Genomic DNA, 23,303 nt, shown 5'->3' on the forward strand with positions numbered 1-23,303 from the left:
TCAGCATAGGGCTTGCATTTCTCTCGGATCTCCAAGATACTCGAATCATCAAGATACTTGAAGGGACGAGAGAAAATGAAGATATTGGTGATCGGCGGCGGGACCGGCGGCCTGGCTCTGGCGCACGGCCTGAAGCGGGCCGGGATCGGCGTGACCGTGTTCGAGCGGGACGCGCTCCGGACCGACGGCCTGCACGGGTACCGGGTCGGGATCGACCCGGACGGCAGTCGCGCGCTGCATGCGCTGCTGCCGAAGGAGCTGTACGACACGTTCGTGGCCACGAAGGCGCGCGATCCGAAGTACTTCAACATGCTCACCGAGGACCTCAAGGAGGTCCTGTCGATGGAGATCCCGGCGTCGACCGACCCGGTCGAGAGCGAGAAGTCGATCAGCCGGATGACGCTGCGCCAGGTGCTGCTGACCGGGCTGGACGACGTCGTCGAGTTCGGCAAGGAGTTCACCCGGTTCGAGCAGCACGGCGACCAGGTCACGGCGTACTTCGCCGACGGTACGAGCGCTACCGGCGACCTGCTCGTTGCCGCTGACGGTTCAGGATCGCGAGTACGACGTCAGTACCTGCCGCAGGCGAAGACCGAGGAGACCGGGATCGTCGCGATCGCGGGCAAGCTGCCGATCACCGCGGAGAGCGCCAAACTGGTGTCGCCGAAGGTCTTCGAGGGCATCTCGATCGTCACCGCGCCGCGCGGCTTCGCCTGCATCCTGCACGTGATGGAGTTCCATTGGGACCGCGACGGTCACGTGAAGAGCGGGATCGGCGGCAACACCGAGGAGCTCATCCGACAGTGGCCGGGACTGCAGTTCGACAACACCCGCGACTACATCAACTGGGGCCTGTCCGCGACCAAGGACAAGCTGCCGGCGAACATCATGAAGCTGAGCGGCGAGGAGCTCGTCAAGGTTGCCCTGGATGTCACCCCGGGCTGGCACCCGAACCTGCGGCGGCTGTTCGAGCTGACCGATCCGGGCACGTGCTTCCCGGTGAACATCTGGACCTCGGTCCCGCTCCAGCCGTGGAAGACCACGAACGTGACGCTGCTGGGTGATGCGATTCACACCATGACGCCGGGCCGCGGCGTCGGTGCGAACACCGCGCTCCGCGATGCCGTGAACCTCTGTCGCGCGCTGATCGACGTACGCGATGGTCGGCGCGAGCTGATCCCGGCCGTCAACGAGTACGAGGCCAAGATGATCGAGTACGGCTTCGATGCGGTGATCAAGTCGCGGGCGCAGATGACATCGTCCGACCCGGTGCACAAGCCCGTGATCGGCCGGGTCGCGCTGGCCGGCATGCGTACGGCGATGCGTACCGTCAACCACCTGCCGCCGGTCAAGCGCCGGATGCGCGACTCGATGCTCGCGTACCGCGGCGCCGACCGGGACGAGCTCTCCCTGGAGATCGGCTAGCGCTGGCCGATGTGCTCCGAGACGGCGTCGAACACCCGGCCGACCGCGGCGAAGTCCTCGGGGCTGGCGAGGTCGACCAGGTTCTCCCGGACTCCCTCGACGTGGTACGGCGCGGCCTGCTCCAGCAGCGAGAATCCGGCCTCGGTCAGCTCGGCCCAGACACCGCGCTTGTCGCTGGTGCACGACGTACGGCGGACCAGGTCGGCTGCCTCGAGGCGGCCGACCGTGTGGGTCAGGCGCGACCGGCTCTGGTGCAGCCGGTCGGCCAGATCAGCCATCCGGAGCCGCCGGTCGGGGGACTCCGACAGCCGGACCAGGATCTCGTAGTCGTTGATGCCGAGACCGAATCGGCGCAGGTCGTCGTCCAGCTTGGCCATCAGGCGTGCGGTGCCCAGCAGGTACGCACGCCACGCCACCTGCTGCTCGGGGCTGAGCCACCGAGTCCCAGTCTCCATCGTCGTCACGGGAACAGTGTACCGGGAATGTAGTTGACTTTTAAACCGTTACTGCCTACTGTCGTAGTCATCGGTTGAAGTTTTAACTATAGACCCGGCTGCGTCGCCCCCGACCAGTACGTACACCTTCCCGAGAGGACCCCATGAGCGACACCACCACCGGCACCCTGACCAGCACCATCCCCGGCCTGGTCGCCGGTACGTACGCCCTCGACACCGCGCACACCGAGATCGGCTTCACCGTCCGGCACCTGATGACCAAGGTCCGTGGCACCTTCCAGGAGTTCAGTGGCGAGATCACCGTCAAGGACACCATCGAGGAGTCCGGTGCGAACGTCTCCATCGAGCTCGGTTCCGTGCACACCCGGAACGAGCAGCGCGACGGGCACCTGAAGTCCGGCGACTTCTTCGACGCCGAGAACAGCCCGAAGATGACCTTCGTCAGCACCGCGATCAAGCCCGAGGGTGACGACTACATCCTCGCCGGCGAGCTGACCATCAAGAACGTCACCAAGCCGGTCGAGCTCGGCGTCGAGTTCCTCGGCGTCGACCAGAACGCCTACGGCCAGACCATCATCGGCTTCGAGGCCTCCACCTCGATCAGCCGCAAGGAGTGGGGCATCGACTTCAACGTCCCGCTCGAGGGTGGCAAGCTGCTGATCGGCGACAAGGTGGACATCCACCTCGACGTCCAGGCTGCTCTGCAGGCCTGACGCACCACGATTCAAGCCCCGCATCCAGGTGGATGCGGGGCTTCGTCATGCCTGGACCATCCGGTGGGCGAGGTCCGCGTACAGCTTGCCGAGCGCCTCGGGGTCACCGCGGTGCGGCGTGTACCAGCGGGCCACGTCGATGGAGAGCGACAGTACGGCGAGGGTCGTGCCGGGCAGGTCGGTGACGGCGAAGTCCCCGGCCGCCATGCCGTCGGTGAGGACCTGTTCGATCTGCAGGGAAATGGCCCGGCGGATCGTCGCGACCTCGGCCAGGTGCTCGGGGGAGAGGGCGGCGAGCTCGTACTGCACCACGCGGGCGATGGTGTGGTGCTGGGCGTGCCACGCCGTGAACGCGGAGACGAGCGAGCGGAGACGATCCGCTGGTGTGTCGCCAGCGTCGGCGGAGCGGAGTACCTCGAGGGCCGCGTTGTGGCCGTAGAGGCTGATCTCGAAGAGCAGGCGTTCCTTGGACGGGTAGTGCACGTAGAGCGCGGCCGGGCTCATCCCGGCGCGGGACGCGATGTCGCGGGTCGTCGTGGCCTGGTAGCCGCGCTCGGCGAAGGCGTCGACGGCGCCGGTCAGCAGCCGGCGCGCGGCGGCCGGCTGGACATGCTCCCAGACCAGGGGACTCGTGACTGCGGACACGTTGACACCTTGCACCAAACGCGTGAAGCTAAGCAAGCGCTTAGCCACTGATCTCAGATTTCGGGGAGGCCGCATGGATCGCGTCATCTTCAACGAGGACCACCACGCATTCCGGGCCAGTGCGAAGGAGTACTGCGACCGCTCGCTGGTGCCGCGGATGGAGCAGTTCCTCGAAGAGAAGACGATCGATCGCGCCGCCTGGCTGGAGGCCGGCAAGCAGGGCTTCCTCGGGCTGGACGTGCCCGAGGAGTACGGCGGTTCGAGCGTCGGCGACTACCGCTTCAACCAGGTCTTCGCCGAGGAGGTCTCGAAGGTCTCCGCGTCGCTGTCGAGCTGCTTCGGCATCCACTACGACTGTGCCGCGCCGTACTTCGTCGACCTCGGCACCGAGGAGCAGAAGCAGCGCTGGCTGCCCAAGTTCTGCTCCGGTGAGTACGTCGCCGCGATCGGCATGACCGAGCCGTCGGGCGGCTCCGACCTCGCCGCGCTGAAGACGACCGCGAAGAAGGCCGACGGCGGCTGGGTGCTGAATGGCTCGAAGACCTTCATCACGAACGGCGACATGGCCGACCTCGTGATCGTCGCGGCCCGCACCAACCCGGAGAAGGGCGCGAAGGGCATCACGCTGTTTGTGGTCGAAGAAGGTATGGAGGGCTTCGCCCGCGGCCGTAAGCTCGACAAGGTCGGCCAGACCGAGTCGGGTACGTCGGAACTGTTCTTCGAGGACCTGTTCATCAGCGACGACAACGTACTCGGCGAACTCGACCGCGGCTTCATCCACATGATGGAGCGGCTGGCCCAGGAGCGGATCGGCGCCGCGGTGTCGAACATCGCGCACGCGACCCAGATCCTCGACGAGACGATCGAGTACGTGAAGCAGCGCAAGGCTTTCGGCCAGTCCGTCGGCTCGTTCCAGTACAACAAGTTCCTGATCGCCGAGCTGGTCACCAAGGTCGAGGTCACCCAGGCGTACGTCGACAACGGCGTGGTCGCGCACGACGAGGACCGGCTGACCGCGGTGGACGCCGCGAAGACCAAATGGTGGAGCGCCCACGTGCAGAACGAGGTACTGGATGCGTGCGTCCAGCTGCACGGCGGCTACGGGTACATGAACGAGTACCGGGTGGCCCGCGCCTGGCGCGACGCCCGGGTGACGAAGATCTGGGCCGGCTCGAACGAGATCATGAAGGAACTCATCGGCCGCGATCTGGGCCTCTGAAAGGGATTGAGAGATGCCTGAAGCAGTCATCGTGTCGACGGCCCGCTCGCCGATCGGCCGCGCGTACAAGGGGTCGCTGACCACGATCCGGCCGGATGATCTCGCCGTACAGATGATCAAGGCGGCGGTCGACAAGGTCGGGCTGACCGGGGACCAGATCGAGGACCTCGCGCTCGGCTGCGCGGAGCCGCACGACGAGCACGGCGGCAACATGGCCCGTCGGGTCGCGGTGCAGCTCGGCTGGGACAACACGCCGGCGACCACGGTGAACCGGTTCTGCGCGTCGTCGACGCAGACCGCGCGGATGGCCTTCCACGCGATCAAGTCCGGTGAGGGCGACATCTTCGTCAGCGCCGGCGTCGAGTGCGTGTCGCGGTACAAGAACTTCGGCTCGGCCGGGGTCGGTGACCCGAGCGCGTTCAACCCGGTCTTCACCGACGCGGTCGCACGGACCGAGAAGTACGCCGAGACCAACGACACGTGGCACGATCCACGCGAGGACGGGCAGATCCCGGACATCTACATCGCGATGGGGCAGACCGCGGAGAACGTGGCGACGCTGCGCGGGATCACCCGGGCCGAGCAGGACGTGTTCGGCGTACGGTCGCAGAACCTGGCCGAGAAGGCGATCGGCAACGGGTTCTTCGAGCGCGAGATCGTCCCGGTGACGCTGCCGGACGGCACTGTCGTGAGCAAGGACGACGGCCCGCGGGCGGGGACCACGCTCGAGGGTGTGAGTGGGCTGAAGCCGGTGTTCCGTCCCGACGGCACGGTCACGGCCGGCAACTGCTGCCCGTTGAACGACGGCGCCGCGGCGGTCGTGATCATGAGCGACACCAAGGCCCGCGAGCTCGGCCTGACTCCGCTGGCGCGGATCGTGTCGACCGGGGTGAGCGGTCTGTCGCCGGAGATCATGGGCCTGGGTCCGGTCGAGGCGTCGAAGCAGGCGCTGACCCGGGCCGGGATGAGCATCAACGACATCGACCTGGTCGAGATCAACGAGGCGTTCGCGGTCCAGGTGATCGGTTCGGCCCGCGAGCTCGGGATCGACGAGGACAAGCTGAACGTGCACGGCGGCGCGATCGCGCTCGGCCACCCGTTCGGGTCGACCGGTGCGCGGATCATGACCACGCTGGTGAACGGTCTGCAGTTCGAGGACAAGCAGTTCGGTCTCGAGACCATGTGCGTCGGCGGCGGTCAGGGTATGGCGGTCGTGCTCGAGCGTCTCAGCTGATGACGCTGGAGAACCGTACGGCGATCGTCACCGGAGCCTCTCGTGGGATCGGGCTGGCGGTCGCGCAGCGGCTGGTGGCCGACGGCGCGCGGGTAGTCATCACCGGCCGCACCCAGGAGACGCTCGACGAGGCCGTGAAGTTGCTCGGCGGTCGTCAGCACGCACTGGCGATCGCGGGCAACGCGGCCGATCCCGCACATCGCGGCGCGGTGGTTGCCGCGGCGGTGGCGACGTACGGGTCGGTGGATCTGCTGGTGAACAACGCCGGCATCAATCCGATCTACGGGAAGCTGCTCGACGTCGATCAGGGCGTCGCGGCCAAGATGGTCGACACCAATGTGCTGGCCGCGATCTCGTGGGTGAAGGCCTGCCGGGACGCGTGGATGCGCGCCCACGGCGGGGCCGTGGTCAACCTGTCCTCGGTGGCCGGTCTAGGCCCGTCGCCGGGCATCGGGTGGTACGGCGCGACCAAGGCGATGCTGTCCCGGATCACCCAGGAGCTGGCCGTCGAGCTGGCTCCGGAGATCCGGGTCAACGCCGTGGCTCCGGCGGTGGTCAAGACCAAGTTCGCCGGAGCGCTCTACGAAGGGCGTGAGGAGAAGGTCGCGTCGACGTACCCGCTGGGCCGGCTGGGCCAGCCGGAGGACGTCGCCTCGCTGGTGTGGTTCCTGCTGTCCGACGAGGCGTCGTGGATCACCGGCCAGACCATCACGATCGATGGCGGCCTGACGCTGAACGGCGGGATCGCCTAGGGCTGACGACCCTGCCAGCCGGCCAGCTGGTCGTACGGCGAGGCGTCGTCAGCCACTGGTACGACGGGACCGAACGGCACATGCCCGCCACGCACATCGGCCGGGACGAACTGGCGGACCATCGGCAGCACGTGCGCCGCAATGTCCTGGTCGAGCTGGTCGACCCGACCGGTTGCCTTCGCCAGATCCCATGCGTGCGTGGCGAGTTCGCCCGTGTAGGCGGCGATGGCAGCCGCACCGGGCAACGTCCCCCACGGCAGCGTGCAGACCCGTCCCAGTACGGCGTTGTCCGCCAGAGTCTCGTCGAGCGACACCCGGCGTTCCTTCCAAGCGGCCGGTACGTCGTCGACGCCGGTCGTGACGACAGGGATCGTCAGCGGATCGCCGCCACGCAGGGCGAGGTCGATCCGCGCGCTGACGGTCAGCAGGTGCCCGAGCAGCGTCCGGACGTCGTACTCGTCGCAAGGCGTCGGCAGGTCGAGGGCGTCAGGCCCGGTGGTGTCGACGAGCTGCTGTGTCTGGTCGAGGGCTCGGACGAAGAGTGGACGAGGATCGTTGTTGTTCATGGCAAACAGCTTCGCGGGGTATATAAGACATCTTCTGTCGCATATTCTGAATTCGTGCGAGCAGATCGGTTGTTGCAGATCATCCTGTTGCTGCAGCGGCATGAGCGGCTGAGTGCGCGCGACCTGGCCGAGCGGCTGGAGGTGTCGGCGCGCACGGTCATGCGCGACATGGAGGCGTTGTCCGCGGCCGGCGTACCCGTCTACAGCGAGCGTGGGCGCAACGGTGGATGTGTGCTGCTGCCTGGGTACCGGGCCGACGTCAGTGAGCTGACACCTCGGGAGGCGCAGGCGCTGTTTGCCTGGTCAGGTCGGGCTGCTCTGTCGGAGGAGCTCGGGTTGCAAGACGCACTGCACTCGGCGATGGGGAAGCTGTCCGCGACGTTGCCTGCGGAGCTGCAAGGGGACGCGGACGCGTTGTCCGGTGCGATCGTGGTCGACCGCCGACGGTGGTTCGCGGACGCCGAGGACACCGGTGCATTGCCCGTACTGCGACAAGCCGTGGTCAAGCGCCGACGGGTCCGCCTGCGCTACGCATCGGCCAGTGAGGGCGTGCAACGCCGTACGGTCGATCCGTGGGGGCTCGTCGAACAGGCGGGCCGCTGGTACCTCGTGGCGGCGCATCGCGGGGCGGCGCGGATGTACCGGGTGTCGCGCGTGGAGCAGGCGGACATCCTCGAGGAGTTGGCGGATCGGCCGGACGGTCTCGACGTACGTGCCGAGTGGGAGCGGCTGCGGTCGGGACTGGAACGGCAGACGCCCGTCGGGGTGGACGTGCTGGTCCGCGTGCGGCCGGAGCGGGTCGAGATGATCCGGCGCATCGCCAGTCCGATGCTTGCGAAGGGCGAAGTGGCGCGGGACGTGCCGACGGATGACGAGTGGCCGCACCTGCGGATGCACTTCCGGGTGCAGGAGGCGGCGTGTGGCGTGCTGCTCGGATTCGCCGGCGATCTGGAGGTGCTGGAGCCGGCGGACCTGCGGGCGCGGATGTTGGAGCTCGCTGAGGCGGCGGTCGCGACCTACCGCTGACGGGTTGCGACGAAGGTCTGCCGGAGGATGATGTTGCCGTCGGCATCTTCATCCTCGTTGCGCCAGTGGAAGCCGGTCTCGGTGATGCCGGTGAACTCCCACCGGGTCTTCGCGCTCTGCGACTCGAGCGTGATGGTGTCCGCGGTCGCGCGTGCGATGAACGGCATCACGAACGCCGCCTTCGGGCCCATCCAGGTCGAGCGGAACGCCTGCAGTTCGGGATCGTAGATGCGCATCGACAGGCCCCACTCGCCGTCGCCGTCACTGGCGCGGGCTGCGCGGCTCGGCGTGATCCAGATGTCCGCGACCGCACGCCCGTCGAGCACCCAGGAGAAGTGCCATTCACCCTTTGTCTGCCGGGTGATTGCGCCGGTCTCGTCGTACCAGGTGACGTCGAGATCCCAGCTGCCGATCAGCTGGGCGAACGGCTCGAAGGCTGCGGCGTACTCCGGCCGAGGTCCGTCGGAGACCATCAGTTCGGCGAAGGTCCGGGCCGCCGAGGCGCCGTCGGTAATCTGCATGATTGTTGTTTACGCCTGACATCCGAACGCGGTCAAGGCGTAGATGCGGACGCCCCGCCGCCGGTGACCCCGTCGCGTGCAACCACGATGGCACTTCCGGCGGTCGGGGCGATCAGTCCGACAGCACCGCGTCACTCTAGTACGACTCCGCTACACAGCCGAATCACGAGACTCTCGCCGCTGTTGCGATCGCGTTGCTGGTTGTTAATGCATGGCGTGGGTACGGCGTGCTGGCTAGGGTCCGGGTCATGACGACGCGGGTGGTGGTCCGGCAGGCAGTAGGCGACGACGCCGAGGCGGTGGCCGCGGTACGGCGGGTGGTGTACCCCTACAAGGCGATGTCGGCGGCGGCGACCCGGCACATCATCACCGTCCAATCGCCCGGTCAGCGGTACCTGCCGCTGGTCGCGGAACGCGACGGCGAGATCATCGCCTGGGGATCGGCCGGGCTGACCGTCTGGACGAGTGAGCCGGGTGAGAGCGAGCTGACGGTGTTCGTGCATCCCGATCACCGCAAGCAGGGCATCGGTAGTCAGTTGGCCGAACGGTTGCACCAGCACCTGACCGAGGTCGGCGCCGTTCGGGTGCGGTCCTTCGTCCACCCGGACGGCCTCGAGTTCGCCCGCAACCTCGGGTACGACGGCACCCGGCAGATGCACTTCGCCGGCGTCGAGCTGACGTCGTTGCCGGAGCAGCCGGAGACGCCGGACGGGATCGAGCTGCGGTCGTTCGACGAGGTGGATCCGCGCGCGGCGTACACGGCCGACACGATCACGGCGCTGGACGAGCCGACCGATGCGCCGATGGACTCGATCGAGTACGACCGGTGGCTCGAGGAGATCTGGAACAGCCCGTCGATGGACAAGTCGCTCAGCGTCGCGGCGATGGCCGGTGACGAGGTGGCGGCGTTCACGATCGTCGAGACCGACGGCGATCGGATGTGGTCGGGTATGACCGGCACGATTCCGGCGTACCGCGGTCGGGGGTTGGCGAAGCTGGTGAAGTCCGTGGCGCTGCGGCGGGCGGCCGCGAGCGGGATCACGTCGGCGTACACGTCGAACGACGACGCGAACGGGCCGATGCTTGCCATCAACAACTGGCTCGGATACCGCCGCGTCCAGACCGAGCTCGGCCTGCTGCGCATGCTGGACAACTGACGGTGACGACGATCGCGTTCGATCGCCTCCAGCATCTGGTCCAGGTTCCGGTGACCGTCGGTACGACGGAGTACCCGTTCCTCGTCGACACCGGCATCGGGACCACGGTGATCTCGTCCGCACTCGCCGATCGCCTCGACGGGGCAACGACCGGTGAGACGTTCACCGGACGGCGGATGTCCGGCCAGGCGATCGAGGTGCCGCTGGTCCGGGTGCCGCGGATCGCGCTCGGTGACTACGTGGTCGAGGGACACGTCGCCGGTGTGGCTGATCTCGGTGATGCCTTCGCGGGGATCCTCGGGCCGACCTTCTTCGAGAACCAGACGGTGACGACGGATCCCGACGCGAAGACGCTGAGTATCCAGCCGCGGGAGGAATTCCTTGCCGACGGCCCCGAGATTCCGCTCGACGTACGGCGTGAATCGGTGTCGGCCGACCCGTTCGCGCAGCTCGTCCTCCCGAGCGGCCGGGAGATCACCGTCGAGGTGGACACCGGCTCGGACAGCCTGATCCTGGACGCCCGCTTCGCTGCGGACTGCGGGATCGATCTGGAGGGCCCCGACGTGACGACGCGGACCGGGACCGACGAGACCGGTTACGTATGGCAACGACAGTGGGCAACGATCGCCGGGAGTGTTCACCTGGCTGCTGCGCCGCAGACCGCGCAGGCGGCGCCGCGGATTCTGTTCCAGGACATCATTCATGACGGCCTGGTGGGTACCGGGTACCTCGAGCGGTACAGGATGACTTTCGACATCACGGGGGCCCGGCTCGTGCTCGGCACGCGAACCCTCTGAAACAGAGCTGTAATCGGTTTACTTCCGGTATGCACCTGAAAGGGCGTTACTTTCCAGGGGACTTGGTCGTTGGAGTTCCCGAGGAGTTGGGATGGAGATCAGGGCGGCTGGACCGCGGGATGTGGACGCGGCGCTCGCGCTGCACGACGCGCTCGTGCCGTATCTGGTGGTCACCCGGAGCTCGCTGACCCGGCGGCTGACCGCCCCCGCCGTCCCTGGGCGCGGCGCGTTCGCGGCGCTGGACGACGGTGAACTGGTGGGCTGGGCATCGAGCGGTCTGATCGGCGGCTCGGACCCGCTGGACGGGGAGCTGCGGCTGCTGGTCCGGCCGGAGTACCGCGGTCGCGGAATCGGCACGAGCTTGCTGGAGGCAACGCACGCGGACCTGCGGGCGGCCGGGGCGACCTCGGCCCGGGTGTTCGCGGACCCGAGCAGCGTCGACTGGGCCGCGCGGTTCGGCTACCGGCAGACCCGGCAGGTGCACTACGCGGGCATCGATCCGCGCAAGGTCCAGGACAGTCCCGAGGTCCCGAGCCAGGTGAGCCTGGTGCCCTTCACCGAGGTCGATCCGCGGATGCTGCACGCCGCCGACGAAGTTGCCCAGCGCACCAAGCCGGGGGACGCGAAGATCTCCTCCCACCCGTACGACGCGTGGCTCGCTGACATCTGGAACTCGCCGGACCTGGTTCGCGAGGTGAGCGTGGCCGCGATGTACGACGGCCAGATCATCGCCTTCACCCGCAATCACGGTGATCGGGCCAAGATGTGGTCGAGGATGACGTCGACCATGCCGGAGTACCGCGGGCGCGGTCTGGCGAAGCTGGTGAAGAGCGCCGCCTTGCACCGGGCCGCCGACGCCGGGGTGCAGGGGGCGTACACCGCCAACTACGACGGCAACGCGCCGATGCTCGCGGTCAACGAATGGCTCGGCTACGACCGGATCGCGACGCACGCGGTCCTGATCTGCCCGCTCTAGGGGACCAGCAGTACGACGGTCTCCGCGACGCAGGCGGGCTTGGTGGAGCCTTCGAGCTCGATGACCCAGTTCAGCGAGACCTGTACGCCGGCCGGGGTCTCGACTGCGTTCGAGATCGAGGCGCCGGCGCGGACACGGGTGCCGACCGGGACCGGGGCGGGGAAGCGGACCTTGTTCACGCCGTAGTTGAGCTTGGCGGTGACGCCCTCGACCTTGAACAGCTCGTCGCCGAAGCGGGCGATCAGGCTCAGCGTCAGGTAACCGTGCGCGATCGTCCCGCCGTACGGGCCCTTCTTGGCGCGCTCGACGTCGACGTGGATCCACTGGTGGTCACCGGTTGCCTCGGCGAACTGGTTCACCTGCTCCTGGGTGATCTCCAGCCATTCGGTCTCGCCGAGCTGGGTGCCGACCGCGTGCGCGACCTCGTCGACACCGTTGAAGGTCTGGGGCATCTCAGGCTCCCTCTAGTTGCGCGGTCCGCCGGCGACGTACAGGACCTGGCCGGAGACGAAACCGGCCTCCTCGCTGCAGAAGAACGACGCCGCGGCGGCGATGTCCTCCGGCTTGCCGGTCCGCTGCACCGGGATCGTCGCGGCGGTCGCCTTCTTGAACTCCTCGAAGTCGACGCCGACCCGCGCCGCGGTGGCCGCGGTCATGTCGGTCTCGATGAAGCCGGGGGCGATCGCGTTCGCGGTCACGCCGAACTTGCCCAGCTCGATCGCCAGCGTCTTGGCCAGACCTTGCAGACCCGCCTTCGCGGAGGCGTAGTTGGCCTGACCGCGGTTGCCCAGCGCGGAGGTCGAGGAGAGGAACACCAGACGCCCGTAGCCGGCGTCGACCATGTGCGACTGGACCGCCTTGGACATCAGGAAGCTGCCCTTGAGGTGGACGGACATGACCGTGTCCCAGTCGTCCTCGGACATCTTGAAGAGCAGGTTGTCCCGCAGTACGCCGGCGTTGTTGACCAGGATCGTCGGGGCGCCGAGCTCGGCCACCACCCGCTCGACCGCGGCGGCGACCTGGTCGGACTTGCTGACGTCGGCGCCGACGCCGATCGCCTTACCGCCGGCCTCGGTGATCGCCTTCACCGTGGCGTCGCAGGCACCCTCGTCGAGGTCGATGACCGCGACGGCGTTCCCGTCCTGGGCGAGCCGCTGCGCGACGGCCGCGCCGATTCCCCGGGCCGCCCCGGTCACGATCGCCACCCGCTGCGTGCTCATCCACCACTCCCATCGATGACTGGTCTGCCGGGGATGACATTACCCACGCGTTGTCATCGGGGTAGTACCCCGGATGCGATGATCGCCGTGTGGATCATCACAACCGCCACGTCTACCACTGTCCGCTCCGCTGGGGAGACATGGACGCGCTCGGTCACGTCAACAACGGCCGGCACGTCGACTATCTCCAGGACGCCCGGGTCGATTTCCTGTTCCGTACGGCGGCCGAGCTGGGCGCCGACGCGCTGGAGACCGGCCTGCTCGTGGCCCGGCACGAGGTCCAGTACCGGGCGCCGCTCGTGTTCCGCCCGGAGCCGGTCCGGATCGAGCTGTGGATCAGCGAGATCCGCGCGGCGTCGTTCACGGTGGACTACGAGATCCTGGACGCCGAGCCGGAGCGACGTACCTATGTCGAAGCGCGGACCAAGCTCGTGCCGTTCGACTTCACGGCCAACCGGCTCCGGCGGATCACGCCGGTCGAGAAGGCCGCTCTGACCAAGTTGGTGGGTGCATGACGTTCTCGTACCAGGTCCTGGTCCGCTGGTCGGACATCGACTCGTACGACCACGTGAACAACGTGCGGTACTTCGACTACCTGCAGGAGGCCCGGATCGCGTTCCTCGCGCAGGTGATGGGGACCACGGGGGACTACTTCGCGCAGTACCCGGTCGTGCTGGTCAGTCAGACGGTCGACTACCTGCGGCCGATCCTGCTGCGGCACCCGCCGTACGACGTGGACGTGTGGGTCGCCTCCGTCGGTACGACGTCGTACACGCTCGGGTCGCGGATCGTGGATCGCAGTGGCGAGTCGGAGGACGTGTACGCCAAGGCCGAGTCCGTACTGGTCGTCGTGGACGGCGAGACGCACGCCAAGCGGCAGCTGGGAGAGGCGGAAAGGGCAGCCCTCCTCGAACACGTTGTGACCACTTGAGAGACTGGGCACGACATGAGTGAGCAGCAGAGCTTCTATGACGCCGTCGGTGGGGCGGATACCTTCCACCGGTTGGTGGCCGCCTTCTACCGCGGTGTTGCCGCCGACCCGGAACTGCGAGCGCTGTACCCGGAGGAGGACCTCGGTCCGGCCGAGGTGCGCTTCCGGATGTTCCTGGAGCAGTACTGGGGCGGCCCGAAGACGTACTCCGAGCAGCGCGGGCACCCCCGGCTGCGGATGCGGCACGCCCCGTTCGCCGTCACCCCGAGCGCCCGGGACCTGTGGCTGGGCCACATGCGCGCCGCGCTGGACGAGATCGCCCTGACACCGGAACAGGACGAGCAGATCTGGACCTACATGGTGATGGCCGCGCAGAGCATGGTGAACACCGACGAACCGCAGTACCCGGGCGCGATCGACGTGTCCGGCCGCTGAACCTCTTCTAAGGAGACACAACGAGCATGGCTACCACTCGTACGGCCAAGGCCCACTGGGAAGGCTCGCTGATGGAGGGCGCCGGCCAGGTCGCTCTCGAGTCGTCCGGTGTCGGCACCTACGACGTCACCTGGGCCTCCCGCGCGAACGACGCCAACGGCAAGACCAGTCCGGAAGAGCTGATCGCCGCCGCGCACTCCACCTGCTTCTCGATGGCGCTGTCGCACGCACTGGCCGGTGCGGGTCACGCGCCGACGTCGATCGACACCCAGGCCGACGTCACCTTCCAGCCGGGTGAGGGCATCACCGGCATCAAGCTGTCCGTCAACGGCAACGTCCCCGGAATCACCGCCGACGAGTTCGCCGAGTACGCCGAGGGCGCGAAGAAGAACTGCCCGGTCTCGCAGGCGCTGTCCGCCGTGCCGATCACGCTGGACGTCACCTTCACCGCCTGATCCCGACATCACGTCCGGCGAACCCGCGCGGGTTCGCCGGACGTTCGCTTTCAGCCGTGGAACTGCGCGACGACCTTGGTGAAGTCGTACTGGCTCTGTGAGATCCCGCTGCACGAGTCGCCGTCGTTGTTGCTGCCGCCACAGGCCCTGTCCCGGTTCACCGACCAGAACGTGAAGCGGGCCAGGTGGTGCTGCTGCGCGTAGGCGAGCATGGTCTTGAAGTCCTGCAGGCGGACAGTCTCGCCGTCGTCGGTCTTGCCGTTCATCGACGAGATCCCCATGTGCCGGTACGCCGTGTCGTCGGAGTACCCGTAGGCCGTCTTCAGGCGGCCCTTCAGACCCTCCTCGGCCTTCTGGGTCAGTGTCGCCATGTTGGTCGACCCGCCGCCGAAGTCGAACGGCATCAGCACCCAGCCGTCGTTGGCCAGCCCGGCCTTGGCGGCCCGGTTGATCAGGTCGACACCCGACGAGTCCGGTCCGGTCTGGTCGGTGCCCATCGTGATGTAGATCTTGATCCCGGAGTTCTTGCTCTTGACGGTCTTCAGCGCGTCGACGACCCGCTGCCGCGCGGCCGAGCTGTGGAACTCGGTGTCCTCGATGTCGATGTCGATCGCCTTCAGCTTGTAGGCGTCGATCACCTTCTGGTACGCCCCGGCGAGCGCGGAGGCGGACGTGCACTTCTCGCCGAGCTTGTTGCCCGACCAGCCGCCGAACGACGGGATGACGTCGCCGCCAGCGGCCCGGATGTTGTTGATCGCGGTCTGGTCCGAGCCGCCGGTCAGCGCGCGGTCGCCGTCCCACTTCGGGTTGCAGCCGCCGTCGGACAGGATGAAGGCCAGCGTGAACCACTTGTTGCCGGCTGCCTTCATCACATCGGCCGGCTTCTGCGGGTTACCCCAGCCGAGGTACTCGTACGGCGCGGCGCCGATGCTGGCCGGGTCCGCCTGGACCTGCTGGGTGGATGCCTGGGCGGCGACGGCCGCGCCGACGAGCAACGTACCGACGGCTGCCGTCACGACGGCGGCCTTGAACATACGCATCGCGAAACTCCGATCTTTGGGGGCGGGCAAAGAGTTAGGAAAGTTTCCTATCAATTGCGGGGCCCGTCAATATCGGAGCGGCTCCAGCTCAGGCTCGGGTTTCGTCGTGGTTCTCGGTCGGCGCAGTTTCGTCGGTCTTGGCTTCTTCCTTCTCGGTGACCGAGCCGACGCCGGAGGAGGCCCCGCTGTCCGGGTCGCGGTTGGTGAGGTTGCCGATCCGGACGACCTCGCCGTTGCGGACGTACCAGGTGGTGCCGTCCTCGCCGCGCAGGGTGGTGATCCGCAGACCGACGGCCACCACGGTCCCGGTCGCCTTCTCCATGTCGATCAGGTCGCCCACGCCGTACTGGTCCTCGAAGATCATGAACACGCCGGCCAGGAAGTCCTTCACCAGCGTCTGCGCGCCGAAGCCGAGCGCCACGCCGATGATGCTCGCGGAGGCGATCACCGGCAGGATGTTGAAGCCGAGCTCGGCCAGCACCATCACCACGAGTACGGCGGTCAGCACGATCGTGACCGTGCTGGTCAGCAGCGAGGCGATCGTCTCCGCGCGCTGCGCCCGGCGCTCGTTCGCCAGCGTGTTCTCGACGAACTCCTGGCCGCGCTTCGATTTCGCCAGCACACCCGCGACCGCGCCGTTGCCGGTCCGGCGGGCGAACCGCCGGATCACCTTGTGCAGCAGCCAGCGGAGCACGAAGAAGCCGATGATCAGTCCCGCGATCCGGGCCGGGACGACCACGACCTGGTCAGTCACCTCGAGTTTGCCGTCGTTGCCGGTGCGGAAGAACGTCGGAAACGCGTCCGGAGGCGACAACAACCGGGAAAACAGGGGGTGACTGAACGAGGACAGAAGGTAGCTGGTCAGAATAGGCATCTCGCCGCCTGATCTTAGTAAGGCTGACAAGGAGACGGAAAAGCATGTCGAGCCGGCTGGATGACGAGCTGTCCAGGCTCGTGAGCGCTGGTGTGCTGCGCCAGTACCAGGCCGACTCGATCCGTGACGCCGCCGACGCCGAGATCGACGCGGCCCTGGCCGACCCCGGTCGCCCCCATCCCCAGCAGGCTGCTCAGCAGGCCGAACCGGCCAAGCCGAAGCCGCCACCGGTCGAGGGTCATCCGAATGCCTTGGTCGAGGTGCTCGGGTACATCGGCGGCGCATTGCTGCTCGGGGCGGTCGCGCTCCTGACCTTGGCGAACTGGGGCGAAATGGGCCGCGCGGCCCGGGTCAGCACGGGTACGACGGCAGCCGTCGTACTGATCGGTGCGGCCATGGTGCTCGCGTTGCTGCGGCGGCAGGAGCAGCTGAGTTCGGCGCTCGCGTCGCTCGGGTGTTGTGTGGCCGGCTTCGCGACGTTCGTGGCGATCGAGGGGGAGACCGGCAGAGTCGCCGGGGTGGCCGTCGCACTCGCGCTGGCGGCGGTCGGGTTGTGGTGGCTCGAAGGGCCATCGTTGCTGGTGGCAACGTTCGGGATCCTGGCCGTCGGTGTGTTGGTGATCACGGCAGACGTCCTCACTCCGGACACCGGATCGGCGGCGAACAGCGCGGGCATCGCCGGCACCGGTTTCATCATCGTCGCGTTCGTGTTCGCGATGCTCGGCCTGGTGCGGGACCAGGTGACGTCGTGGTCACTGGCCGGAGCGGCGATGTTCAGCTCGTCGATCTGCTGGCTGGTGCAGGAGCGCGGCGAGATCATGGCGCTGGCCGTCGGTACGGCGGGGCCCGCGGCGCTGCTGGTCGCGTACGGTCGCACCCGGCGTTCGCCGTACGCCGTGGTGGCCTGCGCGATCCTGCTGGTGATCTGGCCGACGTCGCTGTACCAGCTGACCGACAACATGGCCGGTGTGGCGGTCGGACTCGTCGTAGCCAGCGGAGTCCTGCTGCTGGCCGTGTTGATGCTGAGTAGACGGCGCTCGAACGAGTAACGGCGGCGCGCGCCGTTTAGCCGTTGGTGCGGTTGATACGGCAGACTCGCTGAGGTGACAGCTCCTACTGCAGCCCTTGTCGAGCTAGCGGTTGCCCATGGCGTGGCGACGGAGTACTGGAACTGGCAGGGCGAGCATGTGATCGTCTCGAGCGAGGTCGTGGCCGACGTGCTCGCTGCGCTCGGTGTGGATGCGTCCACGCCGGACAAGGCCGCACTCGCGCTGGCCGAGCACCAAGAGGCGCGCTGGCGCCGCACTCTGCCCGCCACCGTGGTGATGCGTGAGGGATGGACGCCGTGGTTCGCCGTACACCTACCGCACGGGTCGACCGCTGAGGTGTGGGTCGACCTCGAGGACGGCGGTCAGCGGCGCGACATCCCGCAGCAGGAGCACTGGGTCGAGCCGGAGTGGGTCGACGGCGTACAGGTCGGCGAGGCGACGTTCCAGCTGCCCGGGGACCTGCCGCTCGGGTACCACCGGCTGTGCGCGCGGATCGGTACCAATCCGGAGATCTCGGTCAGCACGCTGATCGTCACGCCGCGGAAGCTCGAGCCGGAGAAGCTGCACCGCACCTGGGGTTGGGTGCTGCAGCTGTACTCCGTTCGCTCGCGCCGCTCGTGGGGGATTGGCGACCTGCACGACCTGGGTGACCTGGCCGCATGGTCGGCGCATGATCTGGGCGCCGGCTTCGTGCTGGTGAACCCGTTGCACGCAGCGGAGCTGGCCGGGCGGATGGAGCCCTCGCCGTACCTGCCGGCGTCGCGACGCTTCAGCAACCCGATCTACCTCCGGATCGAGGACATCGACGAGTACGGCGACCTCGCGCCGGCCGAGCGGGATCGTGTGCGGACGCTGGCGCTCCAGGCGCGAGCGCTCAGCGAGGACGTCACCGCGCTGGACCGGGACACGGTGTGGGCGGCGAAACGCGAGGCGCTGCAGTTGCTGTTCCGCGTGCAGCCGTCGGTCGGACGGATCGCGGAGTACGGCGCGTACTGCGACCGGGAGAGCCAGGGGCTGATCGACTTCGCCACTTGGGCCGCGATCGCGGACGTGCACGGGCCGGAGTGGAGCAAGTGGCCCGAGGAGCTGCAGGAGCCGGTGTCGCCGGCGGTTGTTGCCTTCCGCAACGAGAACCCGGACGAGGTCGAGTTCCACTGCTGGCTGCAATGGCAGTTGGACGAGCAGCTCGCGCGGACGCAGGCCCGGGCGAAGGCGGCCGGCATGTCGCTGGGCGTCGTACACGATCTTGCCGTCGGCGTGCATCCGGACGGTGCCGACGCGTGGGCGCTGCAGAACGTGCTGGCGCGGAACATCCACGTCGGTGCGCCGCCGGACGCGTTCAACCAGCAGGGACAGGACTGGTCGCAGCCGCCGTGGCGGCCCAACGCGCTGGCCGAGACCGGGTACGCCGCCTGGCGGGATCTGGTGCGAGCCGTGATGCGCCACGGCGGCGGGCTGCGGATCGACCACATCCTCGGCATGTTCCGGCTGTGGTGGGTCACGTCGCCGGAGCGGCCGACCGAGGGAACGTACGTCCGGTACGACCACGAGGCGCTGATCGGGATCCTGGTGCTGGAGGCCCAGCGCGCAGGGGTGACCGTGATCGGCGAGGACCTCGGTACGGTCGAGCCGTGGGTGCGTGACTACCTCACCGAGCGCGGGATCCTCGGTACGTCGGTGCTGTGGTTCGAGCGGGATGCCAACGGGAAGCCGCTGGCGCCGGAGCGGTGGCGGGAGCTGTGCCTGGCCACTGTCACCACGCACGACCTGCCGCCGACAGCTGGGTACCTGGCCGGCGATCACGTCGAGCTGCGGAACCGGCTCGGTCTGCTGACGCGTCCGGTCGCGGAGGAGCTTGCCGTCGACGAGGCGGACCGTGACGCCTGGCTGGCGGCATTGCGCGAGCGTCATCTGCTGAGCGACACCGACGGTGACGTCGAGCGGATTGTGGAGGCGTTGCATCAGTACGTCGCGCACACGCCGTCGAAGCTGGTCGGGGTCGCGTTGACGGATGCGGTCGGCGAACGGCGTACGCAGAATCAGCCGGGGACCACGGACGAGTACCCGAACTGGCGGATCCCGCTGGGCGGGCCCGATGGCGAACCTGTCCTGGTCGAGGACCTGCCCAACAACCACCGGCTCCGGCGGCTGATCGGTGCGCTGAACATATAGCTTTCCGTATCCAACTGCTCACCAACCGTTGACAATAGATTTGAACGGTTGTTTTCTATTGAGCAGGAGGCGCCTTCCTTCGCTGTTCCACCGCCCCAGCAGTTGAAGGAGCTCGCATGCTGCGCAAAAGGAAACTCGGTATCGCCGGAATTGCCGTCGGCGCGCTCGCGCTGACGGTGTGTACGTCGGTGCCGCTCGCCTACGGACACGGATACACGACCGGGCCGATCAGCCGGGCCAAGAATTGTCAGGACGGAGTCGTGCAGGACTGCGGTCAGATCCAGTGGGAGCCGCAGAGTGTGGAAGGACCCAAGGGGTTCCCGCAGGCCGGTCCGGCCGACGGGAGCCTCTGCTCGGCCGGGCTGCCGCAGTTCGCCGAGTTGGACGATCAGCGCGGCGGGACCTGGCCGGCCACCCAGCTCCAGGGTGGTCAGGGGTTCACGTTCTCGTGGCATCTGACCGCGGCGCACGCGACCACCGACTTCAAGTACTACATGACCAAGCAGGGCTGGGATCCGACCCAGCCGCTGACGCGGTCCGCGCTGGAGCTCGAACCGTTCCTCACCGTCCCGATGAACGGCGCGCGTCCGGCGACCGACGTGTCCCACCCCGGAACCATCCCGACCGGGCGGACCGGACGGCACATGATCCTCGCGGTCTGGACCATCGCCGACACCGCGAACGCCTTCTACCAGTGCTCGGATGTTAATTTCTAATTCAATCTGACGTTTCGCCAATATCTTTCCTGGGCAGTGCACTCCTTGAAATAACCGCCCCATATTTCAAGGAGTGTCCCCATGAAGTCAGTGCTCCGTCGCGTCGTCGTCCCGATCGTCGCCGTCCTCGTCGGCCTGCTGCCCGGTGTGGTGGCAGTCGAGCAGGCGTCGGCGCTGACCAAGATGACGCACGCCCAGGCGACCGCGATCTTCTCGGCCGCCGGCATCACCTGGTCGTCCAGCGGTGGCTGCTCGAACCGCAACAACCCGACCTGTACGTCGTTCGACCAGATCAACGACAGCACGGTGTACGGCGTTCGCACGCTCAAGCAGGCGAGCGGGTGCGCGATCCGGATCACCGGCGGCACCGAGACCGGCCACGCCAGCGGCACGTACAGCCACTGGAACGGCTACAAGGTGGACGTGGCGATCACCACGTGTGTGACCAACTACGTCCACAACAACTTCACCCGCATCGCCGACCGCGGCGACGGCTACCCCCAGTGGCGCTCCGGCGCCGGCAACATCTACGCGAACGAGGGCAGCCACTGGGACATCACGTACTACAACTGCGGCGGCTGCTGAACAGCAAAGGCTGCCGCGCTCCGCGCGGGTTGTGGAGAGGGAACTGCGGAGGTTGCTGATCCGCTTGCGGACCTGTGGCCGCTCCAGGGTGAGGCCCTGGGGCGGCCGCGGGTCTTGTGGGTACTAGGCTTCGGGGCGTGATACCTCAATTGTCGGGGCACTCCCTGTTGGTGTTCGTGGGGATCCCTCTGCTGGTTGTCGCGGTGCTGGCGTTGCTGGTGTTCGCGTCGTCGATCGCTGACGGGCCGCGGTACCGCCCAGGGCTGTCCTGGTGGGCTCCGCCGGTCTGGATCAACGGACCGACGGCCACCAAGCCGGACCCGGCCAACCTGCCCGAGCTGCCTCAGCTGAGTGCCGCGCCGGGTACCACCGCGACTGCTGCCACCGGCGTCGCCCGCACGACCGGAGGCGCAAGTGCCAGCTGGTGACGCATTCACCCCCGATCAGCTCTACGACATCGAGCGAGCGGTCCGGTACGCCGAGGAAACCTCCGGCCTGCACTTCTCCGTGTACGTCGGCGGCGCGGACTCCGAGACCCGTCCGTTCGCGCTCGAGCTGTTCAACGAGCTCGACGACCCGGACAGCAGCGTCCTGGTGTACGTCGACCCGGCCGGTCGCCGGCTCGAGATCGTGACCGGTCCGCTGGCCAAGCGGCAACTGTCGGACACCGCCGCCGGTCTGGCCGCGCTGACCATGCAGACGTCGTTCGCCACCGGCGACCTCACCGGCGGTCTCGTCACCGGCGTACAGCAGCTCGGGACGCACGCTCACCAGCCGCCGTTGCTGCACGCCAGCGACGAGCAGCACAAGCTGTAGCACGTGGCACCGGCCCTGCAGCCCCGCCGCATCGAGCTGGGCGACGTCGTACTGCGTCCTTTCGTCGCATCCGACGAGGCTGCAGTGGCCGAGGCGTTGCGTGACCCCGGCATCCTCCGCTGGACCGCTGGTACGGCGGTCATCCGCGCACATGCCGAGCAGCGCGCCCGCCGGTGGCTGGAGCCCCGCATCGACGGCTGGAACCGCGGTAACGCCATCTTCGCGATCGCGGACGCCGGTACGGACCAGGTGCTCGGCAACGTGTCGCTCCGGGACGTTCACCGCGTCCCGGACCAGGCCGTCGCGGCGTACTGGGTCAGCCCGCTCGCCCGCGGCCGCCGGCTCGGTGCGCGCGCACTCGACGCTGCAGCAACCTGGGGCTTCGCAGCCGACGGTCTCGGCCTGCACCGCATCTCACTCGACCACTCGCTGATCAACGAGGGTTCGTGCCACGTTGCGATCCGCGCCGGCTTCCAGCTGGAGGGTGTGATGCGCGACTACTACGTCGAACCGACCGGGAAGCGGCACGACTCACACCTGCATGCCCGGCTGGCCACTGACGTGGTTCTTCAGCCCGCGGACGCGGCCGGCTCGTAGGTCGGACAGGCCGGACTGGGGTACGCCGCCTGGGTGCGCGGATCGAGGCACAGGTTGAGCACCTGCGCCGAGGACGACCCCGGGCCGAGGTAGACGACCCAGGTGTTGATCACCGGTGTCATCGAGCTGCTGTTCGTGAGCCCTGGGTACTGCCCGTTGACCAGCATCGCCTTCGCCGGGATCCCGGCGCGGGTGAGCGCGGCCGCCGTGTTCTTCGCGGTCTCGTCCGCGGGCATGCCGACGTCGGTCGGGTACTTGTCGATTACGACGATCCACTGGCCGCGCTTGAACTTCGGCGAGACCGGCCCGGTGTTCACCTGTGGCGTCGTCTTCTGAGCCTTGGCCTTCGGGGCGGCCGAGGAGGCCGGCGGCTGCCGGTCTGCCTTCGTGGCGCTCCCGCTCGCGCCGGCGGTCGGAGCTGCCGGTGCTGCGGCGCCGCTGTCCGTACCCGATCCCATCCGCAGTCCGTCGGCCGGCGGGTCGTCCGAGGTTCCCCGGGTCAGGATGAAGCCGAACACCGCGACCATCGCCGCCGCGGCCACCACGCCCGCGCCGATGGCGCTGTGCGAACGCTGTGCCTTCCGCGGGCCTGCCGCCGGCGTACTGCGCCTGGCAGCGGTCTTCTGTTGTTTGCGAGCAACCCGAGCGGGCGGCTTCCGGTGATCGACGCGAGTCACGGCAAGGGCCCCTCCCCAAGAAAAACCCGGACCTCCGTGGATGGATGGTCCGGGCCACCTTAAACCGAACGACCGAATAAATGAGCCTCTCTCAGGTGGCGAGAATCTCTTTCCCTGCAAGGGAATCGCGCACCGCGCACAACCCCTCACGATCCGCCGACGAGCAATCGTTTGATCCTTACCGAACGGGGTCGGCCGATCCGGAAGAGCAATGGCTTGACCTAGACAGCGCTCTAGCTGGTTCGCTCCT

29 protein-coding genes are annotated in these 23,303 nt (G+C 67.8%); 20 read left to right on the top strand and 9 right to left on the bottom strand.

Annotated elements, in window-relative coordinates; genetic code table 11:
- Window positions 1-75 precede the first annotated feature (75 nt).
- Window positions 76-1,425, top strand: coding sequence for an FAD-dependent oxidoreductase (locus tag FDA38_RS09105; protein ID WP_137253576.1), 1,350 nt, complete (start codon window positions 76-78; stop codon window positions 1,423-1,425).
- Here the strand turns inward: FDA38_RS09105 and FDA38_RS09110 are convergent.
- Window positions 1,422-1,880, bottom strand: a complete 459-nt coding sequence (locus FDA38_RS09110; protein ID WP_137254200.1) for a MarR family winged helix-turn-helix transcriptional regulator — start codon at window positions 1,878-1,880, stop codon at window positions 1,422-1,424. The two genes, FDA38_RS09105 and FDA38_RS09110, sit on opposite strands and share 4 nt — an antisense overlap.
- Before the next feature lie 143 nt (window positions 1,881-2,023).
- On the opposite strand from FDA38_RS09110, the gene FDA38_RS09115 reads away from it, so the two are divergent.
- Window positions 2,024-2,593, top strand: a complete 570-nt coding sequence (locus FDA38_RS09115; protein ID WP_137253577.1) for a YceI family protein — start codon at window positions 2,024-2,026, stop codon at window positions 2,591-2,593.
- A 45-nt stretch (window positions 2,594-2,638) separates the two neighbouring features.
- On the opposite strand, the gene FDA38_RS09120 is transcribed toward FDA38_RS09115, so the two are convergent.
- Window positions 2,639-3,238: a TetR/AcrR family transcriptional regulator gene (locus FDA38_RS09120; protein ID WP_202877599.1), complete on the bottom strand. Its 600-nt coding sequence runs from the start codon at window positions 3,236-3,238 to the stop codon at window positions 2,639-2,641.
- Window positions 3,239-3,311: 73 nt separating this feature from the next.
- On the opposite strand from FDA38_RS09120, the gene FDA38_RS09125 reads away from it, so the two are divergent.
- The 3 genes from FDA38_RS09125 to FDA38_RS09135 are packed head-to-tail and all read left to right on the top strand — an operon-like array spanning window position 3,312 to window position 6,443.
- The gene (locus FDA38_RS09125) at window positions 3,312-4,457 is read left to right on the top strand and encodes an acyl-CoA dehydrogenase family protein (RefSeq protein ID WP_137253579.1); all 1,146 of its coding nucleotides are present in this window, start codon (window positions 3,312-3,314) and stop codon (window positions 4,455-4,457) included.
- A 13-nt stretch (window positions 4,458-4,470) separates the two neighbouring features.
- The gene (locus tag FDA38_RS09130; protein ID WP_137253580.1) at window positions 4,471-5,691 is read left to right on the top strand and encodes an acetyl-CoA C-acetyltransferase; all 1,221 of its coding nucleotides are present in this window, start codon (window positions 4,471-4,473) and stop codon (window positions 5,689-5,691) included.
- On the top strand, window positions 5,691-6,443 hold the full coding sequence (locus FDA38_RS09135) for an SDR family oxidoreductase (RefSeq protein WP_137253581.1): 753 nt from the start codon (window positions 5,691-5,693) through the stop codon (window positions 6,441-6,443). The genes FDA38_RS09130 and FDA38_RS09135 overlap by 1 nt, the downstream gene beginning before the upstream one ends.
- Here FDA38_RS09135 and FDA38_RS09140 read toward each other — a convergent pair.
- Window positions 6,440-7,009 carry a TIGR03086 family metal-binding protein gene (locus FDA38_RS09140; protein WP_137253582.1) on the bottom strand — a complete coding sequence of 190 codons (570 nt, stop codon included), beginning with the start codon at window positions 7,007-7,009 and terminating at the stop codon, window positions 6,440-6,442. The genes FDA38_RS09135 and FDA38_RS09140 overlap by 4 nt on opposite strands.
- 54 nt (window positions 7,010-7,063) lie before the next feature.
- On the opposite strand from FDA38_RS09140, the gene FDA38_RS09145 reads away from it, so the two are divergent.
- Window positions 7,064-8,035 (top strand): helix-turn-helix transcriptional regulator, encoded by a 972-nt coding sequence (locus tag FDA38_RS09145; protein ID WP_137253583.1) that lies wholly within the window; start codon window positions 7,064-7,066, stop codon window positions 8,033-8,035.
- Here the strand turns inward: FDA38_RS09145 and FDA38_RS09150 are convergent.
- The gene (locus tag FDA38_RS09150; protein WP_137253584.1) at window positions 8,026-8,556 is read right to left on the bottom strand and encodes a hypothetical protein; all 531 of its coding nucleotides are present in this window, start codon (window positions 8,554-8,556) and stop codon (window positions 8,026-8,028) included. The two genes, FDA38_RS09145 and FDA38_RS09150, sit on opposite strands and share 10 nt — an antisense overlap.
- Window positions 8,557-8,804: 248 nt before the next feature.
- Here FDA38_RS09150 and FDA38_RS09155 point away from each other — a divergent pair, with 248 nt between their 5' ends.
- From FDA38_RS09155 to FDA38_RS09165, 3 genes are all read left to right on the top strand, one after another.
- On the top strand, window positions 8,805-9,713 hold the full coding sequence (locus FDA38_RS09155; protein WP_233714605.1) for a GNAT family N-acetyltransferase: 909 nt from the start codon (window positions 8,805-8,807) through the stop codon (window positions 9,711-9,713).
- Window positions 9,714-9,715: 2 nt separating this feature from the next.
- On the top strand, window positions 9,716-10,510 hold the full coding sequence (locus FDA38_RS09160) for a retropepsin-like aspartic protease (RefSeq protein ID WP_170989640.1): 795 nt from the start codon (window positions 9,716-9,718) through the stop codon (window positions 10,508-10,510).
- A gap of 91 nt (window positions 10,511-10,601) precedes the next feature.
- Window positions 10,602-11,486 carry a GNAT family N-acetyltransferase gene (locus tag FDA38_RS09165; RefSeq protein WP_137253586.1) on the top strand — a complete coding sequence of 295 codons (885 nt, stop codon included), beginning with the start codon at window positions 10,602-10,604 and terminating at the stop codon, window positions 11,484-11,486.
- On the opposite strand, the gene FDA38_RS09170 is transcribed toward FDA38_RS09165, so the two are convergent.
- Together FDA38_RS09170 and FDA38_RS09175 are read right to left on the bottom strand one after the other, a co-directional pair.
- On the bottom strand, window positions 11,483-11,938 hold the full coding sequence (locus FDA38_RS09170; protein ID WP_137253587.1) for a MaoC family dehydratase: 456 nt from the start codon (window positions 11,936-11,938) through the stop codon (window positions 11,483-11,485). The two genes, FDA38_RS09165 and FDA38_RS09170, sit on opposite strands and share 4 nt — an antisense overlap.
- 12 nt (window positions 11,939-11,950) lie before the next feature.
- On the bottom strand, window positions 11,951-12,706 hold the full coding sequence (locus tag FDA38_RS09175) for an SDR family oxidoreductase (protein ID WP_137253588.1): 756 nt from the start codon (window positions 12,704-12,706) through the stop codon (window positions 11,951-11,953).
- Between the two features lie 89 nt (window positions 12,707-12,795).
- Here FDA38_RS09175 and FDA38_RS09180 point away from each other — a divergent pair, with 89 nt between their 5' ends.
- The 4 genes from FDA38_RS09180 to FDA38_RS09195 are packed head-to-tail and all read left to right on the top strand — an operon-like array spanning window position 12,796 to window position 14,527.
- Complete coding sequence (locus FDA38_RS09180) at window positions 12,796-13,221, top strand: acyl-CoA thioesterase (RefSeq protein WP_233714606.1); 426 nt, start codon at window positions 12,796-12,798, stop codon at window positions 13,219-13,221.
- A complete protein-coding gene (locus FDA38_RS09185) occupies window positions 13,218-13,637 on the top strand; it encodes an acyl-CoA thioesterase (protein ID WP_137253589.1) in 420 nt (139 codons plus the stop codon). Before FDA38_RS09180 ends, FDA38_RS09185 begins: the two co-directional genes overlap by 4 nt.
- A 15-nt stretch (window positions 13,638-13,652) precedes the next feature.
- Entirely contained in the window at window positions 13,653-14,072 is a 420-nt protein-coding gene (locus FDA38_RS09190; protein WP_137253590.1) for a globin, read from the top strand.
- Between the two features lie 26 nt (window positions 14,073-14,098).
- Window positions 14,099-14,527, top strand: a complete 429-nt coding sequence (locus FDA38_RS09195) for an OsmC family protein (RefSeq protein WP_137253591.1) — start codon at window positions 14,099-14,101, stop codon at window positions 14,525-14,527.
- Between the two features lie 50 nt (window positions 14,528-14,577).
- Here FDA38_RS09195 and FDA38_RS09200 read toward each other — a convergent pair whose 3' ends face one another.
- Entirely contained in the window at window positions 14,578-15,567 is a 990-nt protein-coding gene (locus tag FDA38_RS09200) for a chitinase (protein WP_137253592.1), read from the bottom strand.
- A gap of 88 nt (window positions 15,568-15,655) precedes the next feature.
- Window positions 15,656-16,441 carry a mechanosensitive ion channel family protein gene (locus FDA38_RS09205; protein WP_137253593.1) on the bottom strand — a complete coding sequence of 262 codons (786 nt, stop codon included), beginning with the start codon at window positions 16,439-16,441 and terminating at the stop codon, window positions 15,656-15,658.
- Window positions 16,442-16,485: 44 nt separating this feature from the next.
- On the opposite strand from FDA38_RS09205, the gene FDA38_RS09210 reads away from it, so the two are divergent.
- The 7 genes from FDA38_RS09210 (at window position 16,486) to FDA38_RS09240 (ending at window position 22,376) form a co-directional block, all read left to right on the top strand.
- Window positions 16,486-17,490 carry a DUF2157 domain-containing protein gene (locus FDA38_RS09210; protein ID WP_137253594.1) on the top strand — a complete coding sequence of 335 codons (1,005 nt, stop codon included), beginning with the start codon at window positions 16,486-16,488 and terminating at the stop codon, window positions 17,488-17,490.
- Window positions 17,491-17,544: 54 nt separating this feature from the next.
- Window positions 17,545-19,662 carry a 4-alpha-glucanotransferase gene (gene malQ, locus FDA38_RS09215; protein WP_137253595.1) on the top strand — a complete coding sequence of 706 codons (2,118 nt, stop codon included), beginning with the start codon at window positions 17,545-17,547 and terminating at the stop codon, window positions 19,660-19,662.
- A 116-nt stretch (window positions 19,663-19,778) separates the two neighbouring features.
- A complete protein-coding gene (locus FDA38_RS09220; RefSeq protein WP_137253596.1) occupies window positions 19,779-20,378 on the top strand; it encodes a lytic polysaccharide monooxygenase auxiliary activity family 9 protein in 600 nt (199 codons plus the stop codon).
- Between the two features lie 81 nt (window positions 20,379-20,459).
- Window positions 20,460-20,963: a hypothetical protein gene (locus FDA38_RS09225; protein WP_137253597.1), complete on the top strand. Its 504-nt coding sequence runs from the start codon at window positions 20,460-20,462 to the stop codon at window positions 20,961-20,963.
- A gap of 176 nt (window positions 20,964-21,139) precedes the next feature.
- On the top strand, window positions 21,140-21,391 hold the full coding sequence (gene ctaJ, locus FDA38_RS09230; protein ID WP_233714607.1) for an aa3-type cytochrome oxidase subunit CtaJ: 252 nt from the start codon (window positions 21,140-21,142) through the stop codon (window positions 21,389-21,391).
- Entirely contained in the window at window positions 21,378-21,779 is a 402-nt protein-coding gene (locus tag FDA38_RS09235) for a DUF5130 family protein (protein ID WP_137253599.1), read from the top strand. The genes ctaJ and FDA38_RS09235 overlap by 14 nt, the downstream gene beginning before the upstream one ends.
- A 3-nt stretch (window positions 21,780-21,782) precedes the next feature.
- Window positions 21,783-22,376: a GNAT family N-acetyltransferase gene (locus tag FDA38_RS09240; protein WP_137253600.1), complete on the top strand. Its 594-nt coding sequence runs from the start codon at window positions 21,783-21,785 to the stop codon at window positions 22,374-22,376.
- Here FDA38_RS09240 and FDA38_RS09245 read toward each other — a convergent pair.
- Window positions 22,349-23,053: a hypothetical protein gene (locus FDA38_RS09245; RefSeq protein ID WP_137253601.1), complete on the bottom strand. Its 705-nt coding sequence runs from the start codon at window positions 23,051-23,053 to the stop codon at window positions 22,349-22,351. The genes FDA38_RS09240 and FDA38_RS09245 overlap by 28 nt on opposite strands.
- Between the last annotated feature and the right edge of the window lie 250 nt (window positions 23,054-23,303).

It is taken from the genome of Kribbella jiaozuonensis (assembly GCF_005233875.1).
Lineage (GTDB): Bacteria > Actinomycetota > Actinomycetes > Propionibacteriales > Kribbellaceae > Kribbella > Kribbella jiaozuonensis.